The sequence below is a fragment of the Paenibacillus sp. FSL K6-1330 genome, from assembly GCF_037976825.1.
Lineage (GTDB): Bacteria > Bacillota > Bacilli > Paenibacillales > Paenibacillaceae > Paenibacillus_AQ.
Map to the genome: position 1 here is coordinate 6971891 of NZ_CP150269.1, position 18627 is coordinate 6990517.

At 51.6% G+C, this 18627-nt stretch carries 18 protein-coding genes; 5 read left to right on the forward strand and 13 right to left on the reverse strand.

Annotated features, from left to right (window positions below; genetic code table 11):
• Positions 1-4: 4 nt before the first annotated feature.
• Positions 5-574, forward strand: coding sequence for a hypothetical protein (locus tag NYE54_RS31770; protein WP_339268578.1), 570 nt, complete (start codon positions 5-7; stop codon positions 572-574).
• On the opposite strand, the gene NYE54_RS31775 is transcribed toward NYE54_RS31770, so the two are convergent.
• From NYE54_RS31775 to NYE54_RS31830, 12 genes are all read right to left on the reverse strand, one after another.
• A complete protein-coding gene (locus tag NYE54_RS31775; protein WP_339268580.1) occupies positions 571-2241 on the reverse strand; it encodes an AarF/ABC1/UbiB kinase family protein in 1671 nt (556 codons plus the stop codon). The two genes, NYE54_RS31770 and NYE54_RS31775, sit on opposite strands and share 4 nt — an antisense overlap.
• Positions 2242-2559: a phasin family protein gene (locus NYE54_RS31780; protein WP_076323924.1), complete on the reverse strand. Its 318-nt coding sequence runs from the start codon at positions 2557-2559 to the stop codon at positions 2242-2244.
• A 275-nt stretch (positions 2560-2834) separates the two neighbouring features.
• Positions 2835-3479, reverse strand: a complete 645-nt coding sequence (locus tag NYE54_RS31785) for a PepSY domain-containing protein (RefSeq protein WP_339268582.1) — start codon at positions 3477-3479, stop codon at positions 2835-2837.
• 128 nt (positions 3480-3607) lie between these two features.
• A complete protein-coding gene (locus NYE54_RS31790) occupies positions 3608-4228 on the reverse strand; it encodes a PepSY domain-containing protein (RefSeq protein ID WP_339268584.1) in 621 nt (206 codons plus the stop codon).
• Between the two features lie 88 nt (positions 4229-4316).
• Positions 4317-5669 (reverse strand): HAMP domain-containing sensor histidine kinase, encoded by a 1353-nt coding sequence (locus NYE54_RS31795; protein WP_339268586.1) that lies wholly within the window; start codon positions 5667-5669, stop codon positions 4317-4319.
• Complete coding sequence (locus NYE54_RS31800; RefSeq protein ID WP_076323921.1) at positions 5666-6364, reverse strand: response regulator transcription factor; 699 nt, start codon at positions 6362-6364, stop codon at positions 5666-5668. The genes NYE54_RS31795 and NYE54_RS31800 overlap by 4 nt, the downstream gene beginning before the upstream one ends.
• 35 nt (positions 6365-6399) lie before the next feature.
• On the reverse strand, positions 6400-7038 hold the full coding sequence (locus tag NYE54_RS31805) for a ThuA domain-containing protein (protein WP_076323920.1): 639 nt from the start codon (positions 7036-7038) through the stop codon (positions 6400-6402).
• Between the two features lie 110 nt (positions 7039-7148).
• The gene (locus NYE54_RS31810) at positions 7149-7964 is read right to left on the reverse strand and encodes a uroporphyrinogen-III synthase (RefSeq protein WP_339268588.1); all 816 of its coding nucleotides are present in this window, start codon (positions 7962-7964) and stop codon (positions 7149-7151) included.
• Positions 7965-8195: 231 nt separating this feature from the next.
• Positions 8196-10178, reverse strand: a complete 1983-nt coding sequence (locus tag NYE54_RS31815) for a methyl-accepting chemotaxis protein (RefSeq protein WP_339268589.1) — start codon at positions 10176-10178, stop codon at positions 8196-8198.
• 251 nt (positions 10179-10429) lie between these two features.
• On the reverse strand, positions 10430-11890 hold the full coding sequence (locus tag NYE54_RS31820) for a catalase (protein WP_339268591.1): 1461 nt from the start codon (positions 11888-11890) through the stop codon (positions 10430-10432).
• 191 nt (positions 11891-12081) lie between these two features.
• Complete coding sequence (locus NYE54_RS31825; protein ID WP_339268592.1) at positions 12082-12906, reverse strand: winged helix-turn-helix domain-containing protein; 825 nt, start codon at positions 12904-12906, stop codon at positions 12082-12084.
• Positions 12882-13277: a transcriptional repressor gene (locus NYE54_RS31830; protein ID WP_076323915.1), complete on the reverse strand. Its 396-nt coding sequence runs from the start codon at positions 13275-13277 to the stop codon at positions 12882-12884. Before NYE54_RS31830 ends, NYE54_RS31825 begins: the two co-directional genes overlap by 25 nt.
• A gap of 204 nt (positions 13278-13481) precedes the next feature.
• On the opposite strand from NYE54_RS31830, the gene NYE54_RS31835 reads away from it, so the two are divergent.
• From NYE54_RS31835 to NYE54_RS31850, 4 genes are all read left to right on the forward strand, one after another.
• Complete coding sequence (locus tag NYE54_RS31835; protein ID WP_339268593.1) at positions 13482-14489, forward strand: D-alanyl-D-alanine carboxypeptidase family protein; 1008 nt, start codon at positions 13482-13484, stop codon at positions 14487-14489.
• Positions 14490-14611: 122 nt separating this feature from the next.
• Positions 14612-15307: a response regulator transcription factor gene (locus tag NYE54_RS31840; RefSeq protein WP_339268594.1), complete on the forward strand. Its 696-nt coding sequence runs from the start codon at positions 14612-14614 to the stop codon at positions 15305-15307.
• Positions 15300-16397 (forward strand): HAMP domain-containing sensor histidine kinase, encoded by a 1098-nt coding sequence (locus NYE54_RS31845; protein ID WP_339268596.1) that lies wholly within the window; start codon positions 15300-15302, stop codon positions 16395-16397. The genes NYE54_RS31840 and NYE54_RS31845 overlap by 8 nt, the downstream gene beginning before the upstream one ends.
• A 114-nt stretch (positions 16398-16511) precedes the next feature.
• A complete protein-coding gene (locus NYE54_RS31850) occupies positions 16512-17624 on the forward strand; it encodes a diguanylate cyclase (RefSeq protein WP_339268598.1) in 1113 nt (370 codons plus the stop codon).
• Here NYE54_RS31850 and NYE54_RS31855 read toward each other — a convergent pair.
• Positions 17621-18571, reverse strand: coding sequence for an aldo/keto reductase family protein (locus NYE54_RS31855; protein ID WP_339268599.1), 951 nt, complete (start codon positions 18569-18571; stop codon positions 17621-17623). The two genes, NYE54_RS31850 and NYE54_RS31855, sit on opposite strands and share 4 nt — an antisense overlap.
• Between the last annotated feature and the right edge of the window lie 56 nt (positions 18572-18627).

The window sequence follows — 18627 nt, forward strand, 5'->3', positions numbered from 1 at the left end:
CGATATGCATACCCTGCAGATCATCCTGTCAGCACTCATCCTGATGATCCTGTTCGGCCTTATCAATCTGATGATGAATTATATTTCAAGACGCGACGGGGAGCCTGTCGTCCCCTTCCGGAAGAAGCTGTGGCTTATCCCGCTGTTGTCGGCCTTTATCATTATACCGTTAGAATTCTTTGCGATGTTATATGCCCGGTGGTTCCCCATGTCGGATCCATCAGGGTCAGGTGAAGTCCTGGCATACGACGCTCAAGGCATATGGATCGGTTTCTCGCTCACGATCCTGATTGGACTCCTGATCTTCGAAGGTATCATTCATCCTTTAGTTATCACCCTGCTAAGGCTGCTGCTTCGCATGGATACCTCCATCTATATCAAACAGGCGGTCACAGTTGTGACCGACACGGTTCTGCTGTACATTGTGTCTCTGATTGTGCCTGGCATGCCTGTCGGCGGCTGGCTGCAAGCACTTCTCATTGCCCTATTCTTTCACCTCATAGAGTGGATCCTCATCGGAGTCCAGACTTGGGTGCAGCAGCGCAAGCGGGCAAGATCTGAGTCTACTGGCTAGAACCTGCCGGATTTGAAAATGGCATACAGCAGCCATGCAACCATGAGCAAGGCTACAATGAACCCGACTTCAATCACGGGGAAACTCCACAGCATCATCGGCTCCCGGCTCAGCGACGAGCCGATAATCAGACCCACCATGATGATGCTGAAAGCTAGAAGCACTATGCTGAAGGACAGCCGGTTACTGATCTGATCCAGCTTGCGCATCAGGGTTTGCAGTTCCGGAACACTGATCTCCACCCGCAGCTTCCCCTTGCTGATCAGAGCCGACAGCTGCCTGGCCTGTCCGGGCAGATCAAGCAAACTCTCTGCAAGTCCGCTCACCCCATCCAGCACCTTCCTGCTGATCCGGCGGGTGTTATACCGCTTCTTCAATAGCTTTCGTCCAAAAGGCTCCGCCATATCGATAATGCTCAGGTTCGGGTCCAGCATCTCGATGACCCCTTCCAACGTCAGCAATGATTTGCCGAGCAGCGTCATATCCGGCGGCAGCATAATCCGGTGGCGCTGGGCAACGGCAAAGAGATCTGTCAACGCCTTGCCGATCCGCACTTGTGCGAACGGCACATCATAATACTCTCCACGCAACCGGTCCATATCCGACCGGAGCGAATCCATATCGCAATCGTCCGGGATCAATCCCATTTTGGAAATCGCCCGGATCATCCCTTCCGAATTCCGCCGCATCAAGGCAATAATGAGTCCGGACAAATGGTCCTTCATATCTTCGCTGAGGTGACCCACCAGCCCGAAATCCAGAAAGACCAGCTTGCCGTCCTCCCTGACAAGCAAATTCCCCGGATGAGGGTCGGCATGAAAAAATCCTTCAATAAAGATCTGCTGCAGCATGCCATCGATCAAATGTTCAGCGATCGCCTTCAGATCATGTCCCTTGTCCACGATCTCCTGCCTCCGGCTTAAAGTGAGGCCATCGACATACTCCATCATCAGCACTTTGGAAGACGTATACTCCCAATAAATCCGCGGAATGCGGATAAATTCATGCTCCGACATCTGGGAGGCTATCTTCTCTGCGTTTCGGGCTTCATGGCTGTAATCCAGCTCTGCCATCATCGCTCTGGCAAATTCGTCAACAATCCGGTCCACACGGTACTGCTTCACCCATTCCCAGTGGCGCTCGGCAATCGAGATTAAATCCCGCAATATCTCCAAGTCACGACCGATCATTCGGGCTACCCCGGGCCGCTGAACCTTAATCGCTACATGCTCCCCGGACTTCAGCTTCCCCGCATGGACCTGCCCAATCGAGGCCGCGGCCAGCGGTTTGTCTTCAAACTCACTCAACACTTCATCGATCGGCATACCCCACTCTTGCTCAATCAGCTCCCGTGCGCTCGCGGAAGAAAAAGGAGGCACCCGCTCCTGCAGCTTCACCAATTCCTGGATAATATGGTCCGGCAGCAGATCCGATCTTGTACTCGCCAACTGTCCGAGCTTTACGAAGGCGGGGCCAAGATCCTCAAGCACCCGCCGTATGCGTTCCCCGAGCGTAATCGTCTCCGGCTGTTCCCTTGAACTCCAGCGAACAGGCAGCGACAGAACATGAAACAGTCCCATCTCTTCCACCATATAGCCAAAGCCATGACGCATGAGCGCCATGGCGATTTCCCGGTAACGTCCGGCATGTCGGATTCGGACCGCCATCTATTCCTGCCGCGATCCTTCCAGTTCTACAACCTTCTTCTCCAGAGTAGCAATGCGCTGTTCCAGGCTGGCGACATCACTCTCTTTGGGAACATCCAGATCGGACAATACACGCTGCACCTGTTCATAAATATAGGTCTTGATCTGCGACTGCTCCTCTTCGCCGCGTTCGACGAGACGGTTTACAAGCGCTTTGGACTCCGCAGGAGCAAGCTCCCCGCGTTTGACCAGATCATCCACGATTTTCTCAACTTTTTCCTTGCTGACCACGGTAAGGCCCAATCCTAACGAGATTGCTTTCTTAAAAAGATCACTCACGGTATATCCCTCCCGGTCGTTGTCTGGTTCCATTATAACCTTTAACGCTGGTAAAAACATCTATCCTTGGACTTGCTTTCATAAGTATAGAGAAGCTGCCTTATCAATTTCCCCTGAATTCACATGAAATATGAGGGCAATCCACATTCGAATAACAAGAAATTGCATTCCAGCCATGCTTATTATGTAAAATACAATGGAAAAAGCGAACAGGCTGGAAGAAAATGATCCGCCTGTTCGCTTATAAATGCTATCCCATATAGATAGAGAATGACTTAGTCGTCATCCCCATCATGATCGTCGTGATCACCATGATCCCAATCGTGATGGTCATCATGGGCATCGTCGTCGTCATGGTCGTCGTATTTCTCATACTCTGCCTTGATCACTTTACCGCTGACCGCATGGACTTCTACGTCGGATGATCCGTTTGCTGTCTTCACTTCGACATCATACACCCATCTGCCGTCATCTTGGTCCAGATCCACTTCCACAGCCGTCCCGCCCTTAACGTGTTTAACGGCGATAGCGGATGCCTTGCCGGCACCGATCAGATTGCCTGGAAGGTTGTCACGATCATCATCGTCGTCATCCCGGTCCACTCTTACCCCAAGGGATTTGCCAGTATAGGCATCAATCCATACATCCACATCCCGGTTATTCTGCTGGATCTCCACATCGTACACCAGTTTGCCCTTTTTCCGGTCTATATCCATGCTCTCCACTTTGCCATTGGCAGCAGCCAGTGCCAATTGTTCTGCTTTCTCCATTCCGATTAGCTGCTGCTTCGCTGCTGCCTGAGTTCCCACTGCAGTCGTCTGTCCGGATCCTGCCGCCTGTACAGCGTTATAGCCGTATACTCCACTTGCCGCGATGGCTATGGACAGTGCGCCTGCCCACCATATTTTCTTCTTCATCATCTTACGCCTCCTCATGATTCTCTCCTGTTGATCTCTACAAACCCAATATACTCTCTCAACATGAGAGCTTTCAGAGAGAAAGATTAGAAAACGATGAGAAAACACGGACAAGACCTCTCATCTATTCATCAATCGTCCTCATCATCCCAAGTCACCGTCATGATCTTGCCGGTAATCGCATGGACTTGAATGGTCGCTTCACGCCCGTCTTCCCGCTCGATCTCCACCAGGTAGTAACGACTGCTCTTGTTCTCGCGATATTCCACGTCTTCCACCGTTCCCGGTACCTTCTCTAAAGAAAGCTTGATCGCATATTCTTTGGTAATCATCGTTGCAGGCGGTTCCGAAGTGCCGCTTCCATTTCCACTTTCCCCGCCCGTCGTTCCCCCTGTTGCTTCCTTGTCGCCGTGATCCGCTGGCTCGGAAGGATGAGTATCTGGATCCGGTTCGGTGGGCGGCTGCGAAGCCCTCTCATTCAGCTGCTGGATGGACACGATGTCGCCCTGGCGGGAATCCACCGTCATCTCATACGTTCCGGTAGCCGACTGTAGCTCCAATCGATACACCCCGCCATCCAGTGTGGTCTTCGTTATTTCGCCGCCAGGATATTGGGAGAGCACCTCCTCCACCACTTCATCCGTTGACATGGCGGAAGTTGAAGGGCTAAAAGGACTCCATACCGCATTCACAATAATCAAAACCGCTACCAGCATCACGACACCCAGCAGCAGACTGACTTTTTTACGCATCGAATCACCTCGGATACAATCTGTCTTTACCGTCAGTATAGCGCAGCATGGTTAGAATACGATGAGAAAAAGGGAAGTTGGCAGCCTTTTATTTCGTTGCTTGAAGCCGAATCGTGGCGGTTGTACCCACACCTGGCAGGCTATCCAGCTCTATCGAAGCCGAGATGGCCTCTGCGATATCCTTTGCCAAGGACAGACCAAGGCCGGCGCCCCCACCCCGGCGGGTACGAGCCTCGTCCACCCGGTAGAAACGGTCGAAGACGTGCTCCAGCTCATCTTTGGCAATGCCGATTCCGCGGTCGATGACCCGGATATAAACTTCCGCTGGCTTCCTGCCGACCTGGATGACGATATGCTCATCGCTGTATTTGCGCGCATTATCCAGCAGAATGAACAAGAGCTGCTTCAGCCTGCGGCTGTCCGTCCAGCCGAGAACCTCGCCATCGGCTTCAACCTCCACCGTGCGGTTATAGGCATCGCGAAATGCGCGCGCGGAAGACTCCGATAATGTCACCAGATCCACCTGCTCCATTTCGACCTGCCATTGATCCTGATTGCGGGCAAGCAGCAGCAGCTGCTCCGTCAGCTCCTTCATCCGGATCGCTTCCGAATGGATCGCTTCAACGGATTCCATGAATAGCTCGGGCCGGTCCAGACCTCGCCGCTTCAACAAACTGGCGTAACTCTCGATGATGGTGAGCGGTGTCTTTAACTCATGGGAAGCATTGGACACGAATTGCTCCTGCCTTGCATGATTGCTCTCCAGCAGCGTAATCATATCGTTGAATGCAGCCCCCATCTCCACCAATTCATCCTTCGACTTCTCCTTCAGCTCGATTCGCCGAAACCGCCCGCTTTGCCGGATCTCCCGCATCGTTTGGATCAAAGCCGTAATCGGCTGCACGATTAAACGCCCCAATATCCGCGTCGAGATGATGACCGGAACTAAGGCAATTGCGGTTACGGCGACCAGCACGATTCGCAGCACTTGGAGCGTCTCCATCGTAGCGGCAAGACTGCGGGCGACCTGGATATTGACCACGACCCCGTCTCTCCAGATGAGGGGCAGGGAAACCATCGTGTACCGGATATTTTCATACTCGACGACCTTCACCTGCCTCTTCGTATCGTAAGGCAGCTTGAGCTCATCCATATCCTCCCCGGAGGAAGTCACCCAAGTAGATGGATACCGTTCATTGGGTCCGAGCAATTGGATCTTCCCGTCCAGCGGCACATAGCTCCGAAGCAATTCGCCCACCGGGATCGTATCCGCAGCCTTGGCCATTTCCCTCGATATTCTGGAGTCCTCGGCTTCCGCTTGCTCCAGCTGGCTGTCCACCGTCATTTTGCTGAACACATAGTATACGGATAAGTTCATGACAATCAGAATGGCCGCCATCAGCACCGATGAATAGAGGTGGATTTTACTGCTCAGCTTCATGGGGTCTCTTTCAACACATAGCCGACACCGCGGACGGTGTGAATGAGCTCGGATGTGCTGTCATGATCGATTTTCTTGCGGACATAACGTATATATACATCGACGACGTTGGTGTCGCCGTAATAATCGTATCCCCATACGGCAGCGAGAATCTGCTCGCGGTTCAGCACCTGCCGTTTATTCTTCAGTAAGTATACGAGCAAGTCAAATTCACGCGGCGTCAGATCGATCCTTCTGCCATCGCGAATGACTTCCCGCGTACCTTCGTTCAATTTCAAATCCGCTGCCGTAAGCCACTCCCCTGCCGCCTGCTCTTCCGGCTCCTGCTTGCCTTGGAGCCGCAGCGCAGCACGAATCCGCGCCAGCAGCTCTTCGATCTGAAACGGCTTCGTGATATAATCATTGGCTCCAAGATCAAGCCCCGATACTTTATCCTCAACGGAACTCTTGGCTGTCAGCAGCAGTACGGCTGTGTGGGAATCATGGGCACGAATCCGCCGCAGCAGCTCAATCCCGCTCAAACCGGGGAGCATGACATCCAGCAGAATTAAATCAACGTCCTGACTGCGGTATGCCTCCAGCGCATCCAGCCCGTTATCCGCCTTGGTGACCTGATATCCTTCACTCTCCAGCTCGATTTCAAGCAAACGGGATATTTTCGCTTCATCCTCAACAATTAGTATCTTCCCGCTCAAGCGCGTCCCTCCTACTATCGTATCGAAATGGCTTCTTAACCCGGAACGCGTGCAGCCCACTTGGCCGCTTGCGTAATCATTAAACGCAGCTGAGGTTGGAGAAAGGACGGCTCGTGATGACCCGGCATCAAGAAGACAACGCGTCCGATGCCATACGTATGGCACCAGGCAGCAGGCCACTGCTTGCCTTCGAATTCATAATGCAGCAGCACGGTTTTTTCCGTAAACGGACTGAATATGAACCGATAAGGCTCCTCATCCAGCACAAAAGGCTCCACGCCTTCCGTAATATCATGATCGGTCTCCCCCGGAACGAAGTACAGCTTCTCCATAGGCGGGTGTCCGTCAAAACGGGCGCCGATCAGCTGCGCCAGCTCATAACGATTGGCCAGCGTAACGCCGTTATGAATCACAAGCAAGCCGCCGCCTCCGCTTACATAGGACAGCAGACCTGCGGTCTGCCGGGGCGAAACGCGCTCGTCCCATAGGTCGCTGTAGGCGATGCAGAGCTCGTAAGGGTAGAGATTGCTTTCATGCAGCATTTTATGATTTTCCGTGCACTGCACGGTGAACATGTCGTTCAGCAAGTGTGTCATTTGTTTATCGATGCCTTGCAGCGGATGAAACTTCGGGTGGGTATAGCTGCCAAGCAGCAATGCTTTTCTTTTATCCATCGGTCATCCTCCTATTTACTACTCAATATTTCACATGATCCTTAGGAACATGCATGAAGAAGCTGGCATGGACTGAAATCTCCCCAACTTCATTACGTTATATCATGACATTATTCTTGGTTTTGAGCAAAGTAGCGGCCAAGCGCCACCATCATGCTGCCCATTCGCTCTTCCTCGGGAACCACCATGCGTTCAATGCCTTCCTCGCGAAGCCCCTGAGCCGTAACCTTGCCGACAGCCGCTGCCACGACCGGTCCGCGGAACGCCTCCAGCACAGCCTCCAGCTTGCCATGGGCACGTGCATAATCCGCAAGAAAACGAAACTGGGGCGCGCTTGTAAAAGCAACCGCGTGAACCTTGCCGTCCACAATTTCATCAACGAGTTGCGAAACATCCTCCTCCAGCGGCGGAATGTGCTTATAAGGCAGGATCTGCTCTACTACCGCCCCACGACTTTCCAGCCAATCCACCAGCTTCGGAGCAGACTCGCCATGCAGCTGAAGAATGACACGCTTGTCCGATAGGTCATGCGGCTCCAAAGACCGGATCAGCCCCGACGTACTGCCGTCATCATCTCTGACGACCGGTGCCAGCCCGCGCTTTTTCAGCGCATTGGCCGTTTTGTACCCTCTTGCCGCAATCGAGGTGCTCTGCAGCGTTTCATTCAATGTATCCAAAAGGCCCATCTGTTCTGCTGTATCATAAATGGCCTCCAGGCCGATTCCCGTCGTAAATATCGCCCACGGTGCAGGCGCCTTGAGCCAAGCTTCGATCGAACGGCGCAGTACTTCATCATCCAAAAATACGGTTCCCTGGGCCGGACGAAGCAGCGCGGTGCCACCCATCTTCTCCACCAGCTTGGCCATGTCTGCTGCCTTGCGCGGACCAGCTAAAGCGACGATCCGATCTTTCATATGCTGTGCCATGTTATATGCCCCACTCTCATCATTTTCTAGCTTGTGCATCCGTCAGTCTTACAGCTTCAAGCAGTTGACTCCAGTATAAAGGCCCCGCTCCTAGAGATAAAGCCACTTTGGTCTTATTCTTTCATAAAGCCCCCCTTTCCTGCCACAAACAAAAAAGCAGCAAAGGAATATAAGCTCCTTTACTGCTTCAACACGAAATATTCGGGGCATATTACAGCGCCCTTGAATCTCTTAAATCTTAAAGCGTTTCACCATCTCCTGCAGTTCTTCAGCTAAACGGCTTAAATCCGCAGCAGATGCGCTGACCTCTTCCATGGAAGCAAGCTGTTCCTGAGAGGCTGCCGATATGGTCTGGGTCTGGCTTGACGTTTGCTCTGACACCCCACGGATATCTTCAACGGACTTTTTCGTGGAAGCTGTATCTTGAGCCAATTCCTTAGCCGATTTCGAAGTGGTTCTTACCTGGCCGGACACCGTGTTCACTGCCTTTTTGATACGGGAGAAGGAGCGTCCGGTCAGATCCGCTGCGTCAACGCCGTCCGATACCTTCTGCCTGGCGGCTTCCGTCATTTCCATGGTTCGTTCCACCTCTGCCAGTATTCCTGTAATCAGCCCCGATATGTAATCCGCTGAGCTTTCCGACCTTTGAGCAAGCTTACGGATTTCCGCGGCTACAACCGCAAATCCTTTGCCCTGCTCCCCGGCTCTTGCAGCTTCGATAGAGGCATTCAGCGATAATAAACTCGTCTCCTTGGCAATGGCGGTAATGGCGGAAGCGATACCGCCGATCTCCTCGGTCCGCTCAGACAGCTGATGGATAACCCCATTCAGATCATTCATCGCATGATCAATATCCTGCATCGTCGCTGCTGCGGTAATCACCGTCTGGTTCCCTTCCTGGGCCAATTCCTCCGTCTGGTTCATGGCTGCAGTAACCTTCTCCAATACATCCGCAATGTCATCAGCATGCCGGGATACTTGAAGAATACCCTTCAGAATCTCCTCCGCGGCGTTCAACTGACGTTCACTGCCGGCGGCAACCTCCTGAATGGAAGACGTAACATGCTCGACGGCGCTTGTATTTTGCAGGGCGCTTGCGGACAATTGCTCTGAAGATGCGGAAACATTCTCCGTCATGGCTTTGACCCCGTGAACCATGTCCCTGAGACTATCCACCATCTGCTGAAAGTGATCGGCCAACTCGCCAATCTCGTCACGCTTGAAACCATTCATGCGAAGCGTCAGATCCCCCTCGCTAATGACTTCCGTCGCTTGGCGCATACGGCGGATCGGTTTGATCACAGAGCTTACATTCCAAGTCACCATGATTAAGGCGGCTAGCAGCGAAACGCTCATAACCACAATCATCGTTTGGCGGATGCCATTAACGGAGTCGTCAACCTCCTTAACAAACATGGTCCCGGCAATTTTCCATCCGGTTCGTTCATTCGTAATGTAGTTCAATTGTTGCTCGATGCCGTCATGATCATAGTGAAAATGACCGGTTGGCTGCTCATACATCTTGGAGACCCAAGCTTCCTTAGCCAACGCGTCCGTCCCTGCGTCATAATCGGGGTGAAACAGATATTTGTGATTTTGATCCAGCACCATCGTATAGCCTTCTTTACCTACCTGCACTTGGACCAGACTCCGGATGCTATGAAGGTTGAGGTCAATACCCACGACACCTTTGCCGTCAGGCAGCATCTGAGCTAGCGTTACTACAATCAAGGAGCCCGTGTTCGAAGTATAGGGGGCTGTAATAATCGGTTGGCCCGATGCATTCATTGCCTGCTGGAACCATTCCGTTTGTCTAGGATCATAGTCGGACGGCAGCTTTTCCCCTGATGCCTTGATAATGCCAGCCTGTGCCGTACCGATAAATACGTCCACCGTCTCCGGATGAAGTCCCAGGTACTGCTTCAGTGCATTGATAGTTGAACCCGCTTTCGCTTCGAGTTCCTTGTCGATTTCAGTGGACTTCATCGCCACGCTTAAATAATTCAGGTCATCGAACTTGGATTGCAGCGTGTGATTAATGATCTCATTCGCCGTCTCGACGCTCAGCGATGCACTGCGCAGAATTTCTTCCTCGACAGTTCCCTTGGCGTCACGGTAAGTGATAATACCGATAGCGCAGCTGGGCACAAGAAGCACGAGCAGAAATGTGAGAATCAGGTTTCTTCTAATACGATTAGCTCTTTTTTTCTTCATTGGTTTCTTTCCTTTCTAAACTGCAGTGAATCTCATCTGTCTTCTATAAAAAAATACTCCTTTCAACTTATCGGCATCTCTAAGACCATTCATTATGTAGTATATATAGGTAATTATTTCCACTAAGAGAGGGGTACCCATGTTATACGGGTACCCCTCTTGGCGGCGGTCATAGACCACCTCTATATAAAGGCCATCCATCCTGCACAGCGAAAAACAAAGATGGCTGGCTCTTATAAGATCAAACTACGTTACTTCGGCTGATTGGAAGGTATGAATCCGCTCAGGTCTACGCCAAGTCCGGCAGCGAGTCTTGCACCATATTCGGCGTCCGCACGGTAGAAATTGCATACGGCACGGAGCTGGATATCAGATTTGACCTGACTGAGGTCATCAACCAGATTGCGGATCAAATGATCCTTCTCCTGTTCCGTAAACGAACGGTACAATTCTCCGGCTTGGGTGAAATCATCTGTTTTTTCAATACGCTGGCGAACGACATGCCCGATGAGCGGTGCTTCGCTTTCATTTACAGTAGGGTCTTCCACAGGACCTGTTGTATAGCTGTTCGGCTCATAGTTTACCGGCGACGGATCTTGATTCACGTTCATCAAGCCATCACGTTGATGATTACGCACAGGAGCATACGGGCAGTTAATCGGGATCTGCAAATAATTCGCACCGAGTCGATGACGCTGCGTATCCGGGTAAGAGAATAGCCGGCCTTGCAGCAGTTTATCCTCCGACGGCTCGATGCCAGGCACCAGCGCACTTGGGGAGAAAGCGACCTGCTCAACTTCGGCGAAGAAGTTCTGCGGATTGCGATTCAAGGTCATGGTGCCGACCGTTACGAACGGGAAGCGATCCTCCGGCCAGGTCTTTGTAGCATCCAGCGGATCAAAGGACAATCCATCCATCTCTTCCGGGGACATCAGCTGTACCTGCAAGCGCCATTTCGGGAAATTCCCGTTTGCGATGTGCTCATGAAGATCACGGGTGGCGTGATTGAAGTCCTTGCCCTGCACTTCGACCACTTCATCGGCATTCAGCGTATTCACGCCTTGTACGGATTCCCATTTGTATTTAATGTAAGTCACTTTGCCTTCGCTATTCACCCATTTGAAGGCGTGGACACTGAAGCCATCCATCTCGCGATAGTTCGCTGGTGTGCCATTATCCGAGAACAGCCAGGTCATCATATGTGTGGATTCCGGAGACAGCGTCATGAAATCCCAATACCGGCCGGGCTCCTGGATGTTGGTCTCCGGCGAAGGTTTCAAAGAATGCACCATATCAGGGAATTTGATCGCGTCGCGAATAAAGAAGACCGGAATATGATTCCCTACAATGTCATAGTTGCCTTCCTCCGTATAGAACTTCACGGCAAATCCGCGTGGGTCGCGTGCCGTTTCGGGTGACCCTGTTCCATGAATAACCGTGGAGAAGCGAACGAACACAGGAGTTTCCTGACCAATTTCCTGCAGGAATGCAGCTCTCGTATAAGGCTTCATGTCGTGCTCCACAACAAATGTGCCATGTGCACCTGCCCCGCGGGCATGAACAACACGCTCCGGAATCCGTTCACGGTCGAAGTGGGCAATTTTTTCGATCAGATGATAATCCTCAAGCAGCGTCGGTCCTCGGCGTCCTGCCGTTTTGGAGTTTTGGTTATCTCCGACTGGAGCCCCTTGATTGGTTGTCATTCTATCCATATATGAACCCTCCATCATTTCTATAATTGATTTTAGACTGAATCTAAATTTATGAATTGATTGTATCACTGGAGAATCCATTGGATCATGATTGTCGCATGAGTGTTATATGACCCTTCTATGATCGTTATATGAAGGTCGGATGAATTCATTTTGAGTACCGCAAAATGAACAAAAAAAGGGAGGGGGGATTAGTCCGCCAGGCGGTATCCCACTCCTCTAACCGTTGCAATATAGCGCGGGGCTCCCGCGTTGTCGCTCAGCTTTTTACGCAAGCTTTTGATATGGACGTCGACCACATTGCTGCCGCCCATAAAATCCGTATCCCAAATTTTGCACATCAGGTCCTCACGCGTGCAGACGGCCCCTTCGCTGTCCAGCAGGAGCATCAGCAAATGATACTCTGTCTTGGTCAAATGGATTGGAGTGCTGCCCCGGTGGATGGTCATTTTATCCCGATCAATGGATAAGTCTTTATAGATGAGGCCGCGCATGACCTCTTCTCCACCCGACAATCCGGCAGCAGGAGAGAATAATCGAATGGTCCGCTGCACCTGATACATCATCGTATCTTTGGAACGGGCAGGCCATACCATAAGCTCTTCGTTTAACAAACTTGAACCTGCTTTGCTCATTAACTCTTCCCCTACTAGGTATAGAATCGGAATAGAGGAATGTTCGGGCAGCAGGAGTTCCTTCTCCTTGTTGAACGCCGCCATATTCCGGCAGCCCGTCATATCGGCAATAATCAGTCCTGTATTCAATGCCGACTGAAGACGCGGTTCCCATTTGCGGAACATCATCACCTCAAAGCAGTTCTCAGTCAAGGTAATGAACATTTCGTTCACCCGTCCGGGAGAACGGCTTAATAACGCAGCCCGCAGGGTTGTGGGACAAGCATCCCCTATCGCCATCGCGATCGGCGTCGTCGGACGAACATACAGATTGCCGGACTGGAAATCAGGAAATGAATAGACCGTTCCAAGTTCCGTCATTTCTTCCGTTTGGTTTGACATTCTGGACACACCCCCCCGAATACGACATGAGCATGATGGATGACGTAATTGGTTTCACCGGCTACCGTAGCAGCCCAATCCTCTGGCACCTCCGTCATGACCTCGTCCACTTTACCGCATACTTCACAAATAATATGTTGATGATCGTCCATACGGGCATCGTACCGGCTCGCGCTCTCGCCCAGCTTCAATTCACGGATCAGCTGCTTATCCGTCAAATAACGCAGGGAATTATAAACCGTTCCGTACGCTAAATTATATCCTTTCTCCACCAGCCGGTTCATGATATCCGCAGCAGTCGGATGATCATGCGATTCCCGAAGGACATCGTACACCGCTTGGCGTTGCGTCGTCAGATTTAAAGATTTCAAGGTATTCACCCTTTTAATTTATTTTTAGATCAAGTATAAATCCTATTCTCTTCAAGGTCAACATCCCGTGCCAGAATTTCCGCTGGTAATCTTTAAGATTTCTTTAGATTCAATTAAAAATTCCTTTAGCTTGTGTGGTTAGAATTAGAACATACATAAAACGATGAAACATATATAGCCCGCCAAAGGAGGCGATCGATCGCCATGGAATCCATAGCCAAGCATCCCCGTCATGTACCGTCATCCCCTGAACGATCCCGGCGGCAAGCCGGCACGATTCGGCATAAACCTGCGAAGCCCCGCAAGGGACGCACAAGATTAAGCTTGCTCCTGCTATTGTTTAGCGTCATTCTGATGGCCGTGTTCATAGCGCGGGTGTTTATTCCTCCTCCCATCAAAGCCAGTTCGGCCATCTTGATTCATGCAGATACCGGCCGCGTGCTCTATGCTATGCATGCCGATCTTCCCCTTCCTCCCGCGAGCATGTCCAAGATGATGACCGAACTGCTGGTGCTGGATGCTGTTCGTTCCGGGCAGCATGCTTGGGACGAGAATGTACCGGTCAGCCGATATGCCGCAGAGGTGCCCGGTTCAGGCATCGGCATGCATGAAGGCGAACGTTATACGTTGAAGCAGCTGTTCGAAGCGCTCATCATCCATTCGGCCAATGATGCGGCCGTAGCTATTGCGGAGCATCTCGGCGGGTCGGAGTCCCGATTCGTGGAGAGCATGAATGCCCGGGCGAAACAAATCGGCCTCTCTGATCGCACCGTCTTCGCCAATGCTTCCGGTTTGCCTGCCGCTGACCTCGCTCCCTTTGCCGAAGCGGCCACCGAACGCGATACCGTCATGACGGCCAGGGATTCGGCCATGCTGGCCCGATGGCTGCTTAACAAACATCCGGATTTGCTCGAGGTAACCAGCCAGCGCGATTTGCCTGTTCCGCAGAAGAAGCTGTCCCTGCATACCACCAATCTCATGCTCCCTGGGGAGGCACATTCATACGAAGGTAATGACGGATTTAAGACCGGATATACCCGCTCTGCCGGTTACTGCTTTACCGGAACGGCGTCTCGTGGTGGAAACCGGCTGATTTCCGTCGTGATGGGAACCGGGGATGCCGATCAACGCTTTACGGAAACCCGGAAGCTGATGGATTACGGATTCGAACGGCAAGGCATTCTTTCGAATCTCCTATCCGCTCTTTTTTAATAGTTGTCATAGAAGAACTCACGATTTTGAAGGCCAAGCTGCACTCTATAGGGTCAATTTAGGGTACACTGTTCGTAAGGAATCATTGTTTCCAATAGGCGGATTTACTGGAGGATATTTTAATGAGAAGTATATTAATCGTAGATGATGATAAAGAAATTTCCGGGCTGATCTCCATCTACCTGGAGAATGAGGGTTACCGCGTGATCCAGGCCCATGACGGGGAGGAAGCGCTTCTGGCCATGACCAGCAATAACGGGGGGGTGGATCTCGTGATTCTGGATGTCATGATGCCTAAGCTGAACGGGATTGATACCTGCCGCAGAATCCGGGAAACCTCGTCCATACCCATCCTGATGCTGAGCGCCAAGAGTGAGGACATGGATAAAATACTGGGGCTGATGACCGGAGCGGATGACTATATGATCAAACCGTTCAATCCGCTGGAGCTGACGACTCGCGTCAAAACACTGCTTCGGCGCTCCACTCTGTACAATGCGGAACTGCATCGGGAGGACAGCGAGCGGATCGAGATTAATGGGCTCGACATTAACCGGAGTACGCATGAAGTAACGGCCAACGGCAAAGCGATCTCTCTGACGGCGAGAGAATTCGAGATTCTGTATTTGCTTGCCCGCCAACCGGGGAGAATCTTTAGCGCCGAGGATATCTTCCAGCAGGTCTGGAAGGAGAAATATTACGTATCCAATAATACGGTCATGGTGCACATCAGCAACCTGCGGGACAAGCTCGAGAGGGAGCTGGGTTATAAGCTCATTCAAACGGTATGGGGCGTCGGGTACAAAATCCATGCGTAAGCTGCAATGGAAGATCATTACACTGTTCTTTGCCAGCGGAGCCCTGACCTTGGCCATACTGTTCATCGCGCAGCAGATCTTCCGATTGATCGGCCGGGAATACTGGAAGGAGCCCTGGGTAAACACCCTTTTCAGAGTTGATCGTACGTTGGAGGATTTCTTCGGTTTCCCCATCATCCCGACGATCATCGGCATCGTGCTGTTTATCTGTATGGTGCTCCTCCTGAGTCAAGGCACCATTCGTCAAATCAATCAGTTAATGGAGGGTACAAAGCGTTTGGCGAAGGGCGAATTGGATCAAGAGATTATCGTTAGCTCCAATGACGAACTGGGCCAGATGGCAACGCAAATCAATCAAATGGCCAAGCAGCTCAAGCTATCGCTGGCGGAGGAACGCATGGCCGTCCAGTCCAAGAACGAGCTGATCAGCAACGTATCGCATGATCTGCGTACCCCCCTCACCTCCATCATCGGGTACTTGCGGCTGGTCAATGAAGACCATTACAAGGATGAGGTCGAGCTCCGGTATTATACCGATATCGCGTACGATAAGTCGCTGCGCCTGGGCGGACTCGTGAACGATTTGTTTGAATATACACGAATGGGGTACTCCCCGATGAACCGTGTTGACATTAATTTGGTGGAGCTGCTCGCGCAATTGGCCGTGGACTTTTCACTAACCGGGCAGCAGGAAGGCGTACAGGTCAACTTCACGCCTGAATCGGAGAAAATCATGATCTCCTCGGATGGGGATAAACTGATGCGCACCTTCGAGAATCTGCTGTCCAATGCGGTACGGCACGGACTTGAGGCCGGGGTGGTGGATTTGAAGGTATCAAGTGATTCGAAGTTTGCCATCGTACAGGTCATCAATTACGGCCCCCCGATCCCTCAATATGCGATCCCCTATCTGTTCGAGCGGTTCTACCGGGCGGATGAATCGCGCACCGATCAAACCGGCGGCTCCGGACTTGGCTTGGCTATCGTAAAGACCATCGTGGATGCCCATCATGGCACGATTCAGGTGACCAGTAATACGGAACGGACGATGTTTGAAGTTCTCCTACCTTTAGAGACTCCTGAAAATTAACAAAATAAAACATTTAATATTCGACATACAATTCCATTTTCCGATAAAATAGGGGGTGAATGTCTTCATCGCCTTGCCGCCATTGTGCAAGGTACATGAAAGGAATGATCCCCCATGACCAATATACTGTTTACCAACTTTTGTATATTTGTGACTTTCTTATACTTATCCGGACTGCTGTCCAAAAAATATGTAGCAGGCGTTGTGACACCGTCCATCAGCGTTAAGATCAACGCTGGACTGCTCTTTGGCATTTACGGGATCATCTTGATGTACTATTCTTTTCCGATTGACCCTCGGTTTTTCGCAGATTTGCGGCATCTGGCCATTGTTGTGATCGCCAGCTACTTGGGCTGGCTTCCAGCCCTGATTGCCGGCGTGCTCATTGCGCTCGGGCGATTGATTCTGTTCGGCATGTCCGCTTCCTCTGCCATTGCGGGAGCCGGCATGCTGCTGATCGGCATCATATGCGGGACGGTATCTCGTATCCATTGGAATCGTTTAAACAAAATGCTGCTCATGAGCGTATCGAGCATGCTGGTGCTCCTAGGCATTATGTGGATGAATATCCAGGACCACCATAAGGTATATACTGTCTTCACGCAGCACCTTATCATATCCGTCCTCGCCACGGTTGTCATCTACATGTTGACGGAGTATATCAACACGTCCAATCAACTATTTCTGCAGATGAAGAAAAATGCGGAAACGGATCACCTGACCAGTCTTCACAATTTGCGCCAGTTCGAGCAGCTGTTGTCGGAACGTTTTCTCGAAGCCCAGCATTTCAGCGAACGGCTGGGTGTTCTTGTCGTGGACATTGATCATTTCAAAAAAATAAACGACACCTACGGCCATGCGGCCGGAGATGCCGTTTTGCAGCAGCTCAGCAAAGTGCTGAGGGAGCATTCCCGTTCTTTTGATGAAGTGTCCCGCAACGGCGGGGAAGAATTCTCGGTGCTGGTCCCGGAAGCGACCATTGACGAGACGGCCGCTATTGCAGAACGAATCCGGGCCGCCGTAGCGGATCATATCTTTGTCCTGGAAAACGGAACCAAGATCCAGATCACCGTGTCGATTGGGGCTGCCGTACATCCCGATACGATCCGGTCGAAAAATGCCAAGGAGCTGCTCCAGCAAGCAGACCGCGAGCTGTACCGCGCCAAGGACAGCGGACGCAACCGCGTATGTTCCGCTCCCGAAATCCATGATCTGATTCTTTCTTAATTCGAATCCGCCTTCAGTATTTCTTCAATGGCAGTCAGCGTATCTGAAGAGAGCTTAATACCGGAAGCCTTCACATTCTCTTCCACCTGCTCCGGACGGCTGGCCCCCACCAGTGCACTAGCTACGTTGTTCTGACGCAGAATCCAGGCCAAGGCCAATTGGCCGACGGTCATACCCAGCTCGCTTGCAACGACTCCCAGGGCCTGCACCTTCTGAATGCGGTCTTCACTCATTTTAAGCCGGTCGGCTCCAATCTTCGATGCGCGGCTGTTCTCCGGCACGGCTTGCTTGGAGGCGTACTTTCCCGTCAGCAGCCCTTGCGCAAGAGGAGAATAGACCACTTGACCAATGCCCTTCTTCTCGCCTAAAGGGATGATCTCTTCCTCGATCTTGCGCTCGAACATGTTGTACAGCGGCTGATTCACCACGATGCGATCCAGCAAATAGCGGTCCGCCACGGCCAATGCCGCTTCCATCTGGGCAGCGGTCCACATACTGACTCCTACATAGAGCACCTTGCCTTGCCGGACAAGGTCATTCAGCGCCCGCAGCGTTTCCTCTATCGGTGTTTCTTCATGATATCGATGACAGTAATAGATGTCGACGTAATCGGTTCCCAGCCGCTTCAGACTCGCATCGCACTGCTCTCTAATATGTTTGCGGGAAAGTCCCTGATCATTGGGTCCGTCCCCCATCTTGCCGAATACCTTCGTGGCCAGGACATAGGATTCCCTTGGGAATGCTCTCAAGGTTTCCCCGACAACCACTTCAGCCGCTCCCTGGGCATACACATTCGCTGTATCAAAAAAATTAACGCCAAGTCCATATGCAGTCTGAATCGACTTCACGGCATTCTCCCGTTCCACATATCCCCCGTACGTCAGCCAGCTCCCCAGACTGATATCGCTAACCTTCAATCCGCTTCCGCCCAATCTTCTAAATTCCATATGTGAAACCTCCTTCATACAAGATAGATGCTTATTCTTTATTGTAACATCTTCCT

What these genes read in the sequence shown, in the direction of transcription:
- NYE54_RS31815 (WP_339268589.1), bottom strand. Translation starts at nt 10,178, where the DNA reads ATGAAGAAAAAAAGAGCTAATCGTATTAGAAGAAACCTGATTCTCACA.
- NYE54_RS31775 (WP_339268580.1), bottom strand. Translation starts at nt 2,241, where the DNA reads ATGGCGGTCCGAATCCGACATGCCGGACGTTACCGGGAAATCGCCATG.
- NYE54_RS31790 (WP_339268584.1), bottom strand. Translation starts at nt 4,228, where the DNA reads ATGCGTAAAAAAGTCAGTCTGCTGCTGGGTGTCGTGATGCTGGTAGCG.
- NYE54_RS31840 (WP_339268594.1), top strand. Translation starts at nt 14,612, where the DNA reads ATGAGAAGTATATTAATCGTAGATGATGATAAAGAAATTTCCGGGCTG.
- NYE54_RS31795 (WP_339268586.1), bottom strand. Translation starts at nt 5,669, where the DNA reads ATGAAGCTGAGCAGTAAAATCCACCTCTATTCATCGGTGCTGATGGCG.
- NYE54_RS31785 (WP_339268582.1), bottom strand. Translation starts at nt 3,479, where the DNA reads ATGATGAAGAAGAAAATATGGTGGGCAGGCGCACTGTCCATAGCCATC.
- NYE54_RS31825 (WP_339268592.1), bottom strand. Translation starts at nt 12,906, where the DNA reads ATGTCAAACCAAACGGAAGAAATGACGGAACTTGGAACGGTCTATTCA.
- NYE54_RS31770 (WP_339268578.1), top strand. Translation starts at nt 5, where the DNA reads ATGCATACCCTGCAGATCATCCTGTCAGCACTCATCCTGATGATCCTG.
- NYE54_RS31850 (WP_339268598.1), top strand. Translation starts at nt 16,512, where the DNA reads ATGACCAATATACTGTTTACCAACTTTTGTATATTTGTGACTTTCTTA.
- NYE54_RS31835 (WP_339268593.1), top strand. Translation starts at nt 13,482, where the DNA reads ATGGAATCCATAGCCAAGCATCCCCGTCATGTACCGTCATCCCCTGAA.
- NYE54_RS31805 (WP_076323920.1), bottom strand. Translation starts at nt 7,038, where the DNA reads ATGGATAAAAGAAAAGCATTGCTGCTTGGCAGCTATACCCACCCGAAG.
- NYE54_RS31855 (WP_339268599.1), bottom strand. Translation starts at nt 18,571, where the DNA reads ATGGAATTTAGAAGATTGGGCGGAAGCGGATTGAAGGTTAGCGATATC.
- NYE54_RS31810 (WP_339268588.1), bottom strand. Translation starts at nt 7,964, where the DNA reads ATGGCACAGCATATGAAAGATCGGATCGTCGCTTTAGCTGGTCCGCGC.
- NYE54_RS31845 (WP_339268596.1), top strand. Translation starts at nt 15,300, where the DNA reads ATGCGTAAGCTGCAATGGAAGATCATTACACTGTTCTTTGCCAGCGGA.
- NYE54_RS31820 (WP_339268591.1), bottom strand. Translation starts at nt 11,890, where the DNA reads ATGGATAGAATGACAACCAATCAAGGGGCTCCAGTCGGAGATAACCAA.